General features: G+C 35.6%; 2 protein-coding genes. One reads left to right on the top strand and one right to left on the bottom strand.

The window, feature by feature from the left end:
- Positions 1-238 precede the first annotated feature (238 nt).
- Positions 239-517 carry a molybdenum cofactor biosynthesis protein gene (locus E5A76_RS17565; protein ID WP_161119723.1) on the top strand — a complete coding sequence of 93 codons (279 nt, stop codon included), beginning with the start codon at positions 239-241 and terminating at the stop codon, positions 515-517.
- A 75-nt stretch (positions 518-592) separates the two neighbouring features.
- On the opposite strand, the gene E5A76_RS17560 is transcribed toward E5A76_RS17565, so the two are convergent.
- On the bottom strand, positions 593-1,081 hold the full coding sequence (locus tag E5A76_RS17560; protein ID WP_107166113.1) for a CreA family protein: 489 nt from the start codon (positions 1,079-1,081) through the stop codon (positions 593-595).
- Between the last annotated feature and the right edge of the window lie 220 nt (positions 1,082-1,301).

The raw sequence follows: 1,301 nt of genomic DNA, 5'->3' as shown, positions 1-1,301 counted from the left end.
AATTAAAACAATAGGTTGTCTATTTAATTGGAGTGGGGGAAAGGCTTGTATAAATATAATCGGTTTAAATATGAGCAATATTAGCATTAGCTGTACTAATTTGTTTTTAGCGCATTATTATAATATTCTATGCAACCGAAGAGAGCTCTCTCTTAATATTCTATACACCACAAAGTGTATTTCTCCGTTATTTAATAAAAAACTATGTTTTTATAGGTTATCATCAACAGGCTCGGATATGGACGTTAAACAAAGCTGGGGTTTTATTTCAATTTCAATTGGTATTGTTTCATTGGTATGGGCAAGCATTTCATTAAGTGGCATGGTTGGACAAGAGCATGTACTGCTTGAAATGGGGTCTTATATTCATGCGAGTAGCACTGATTTCTCAAATACTAATTATGCTGAAAAAGTGATGGCTGCCGAGCGACATAAGAATTTTGTGGTATTGCTAAGTGGTTTAGTGATGGCGCTGTTAGGCTCTATCATGATCAAAGGGCGCTTTAATAAATTTTAAGTTTTTCTTTTGCTTAGATCATAATAGGAATAAAAAATCCGCAACAAAATAGATATGTTGCGGATGGTCTTTGTTTTATTGTGCTGCTGGAGTGGCGATATCCTTAGCTACGTAAGCTTTGGTTCCCCAAAGTGGCACAGTAGATAAGCTATGTTTATAACTACCTGATGTTTCTTTTGTTGAGTATGACAAATACATCAATGTTTCAGATTCAGGATCGTAAATACGACGGATCTTCATTGTTTTAAAGAAGATACTTTTCGATTTCTTAAATACTACTTCACCGGATTTAGATTTATCAATTCTTGCGATCATCTCAGGGGTAATTTCACCTGTTTGACGGCATGAGATAGATGAATCGGAAGGATCTGCAAGACTTAAATCGGCCTCAATACTAGCAATATGGCAAGTCACCCCCGGTACTAACGGGTCCACTAAAGTATTTAATTTAATATCTTTGGTGGTGAAAACTCCAAGAGATACATCACCAACTTCATTATCTGAGCAACCGCTGACTAACGCTGTTGATGCGATCAGTCCTGCTAATAGCATGGCTTTTTTCATTATTTACTCCTGGCTGTCTTCGTCGTAAATGATTGATGTTTTAAACGACAGATTGAATACTTATGTTTATACGTTAAAAATGCATCATTTTCATTAAAGTGTTTGATATTTAGGCAAGATTTGAAGCTGGTTGGATAAAATAGATAAAAAAAACCGAGATACGGCTTGAGTAACTCGGAAAAGTGGCGCTACAAGGCTCCAAACTATGAACAAATTATAA

The sequence above is a fragment of the Photobacterium lucens genome (assembly GCF_009873615.1).
Lineage (GTDB): Bacteria > Pseudomonadota > Gammaproteobacteria > Enterobacterales > Vibrionaceae > Photobacterium > Photobacterium lucens.
This window is presented reverse-complemented; position numbering and strand designations above follow the sequence as displayed.

Excerpts from the sequence above, each read along its gene's own strand:
- E5A76_RS17565 (WP_161119723.1), top strand. The coding sequence starts at position 239 with ATGGACGTTAAACAAAGCTGGGGTTTTATTTCAATTTCAATTGGTATT.
- E5A76_RS17560 (WP_107166113.1), bottom strand. The coding sequence starts at position 1,081 with ATGAAAAAAGCCATGCTATTAGCAGGACTGATCGCATCAACAGCGTTA.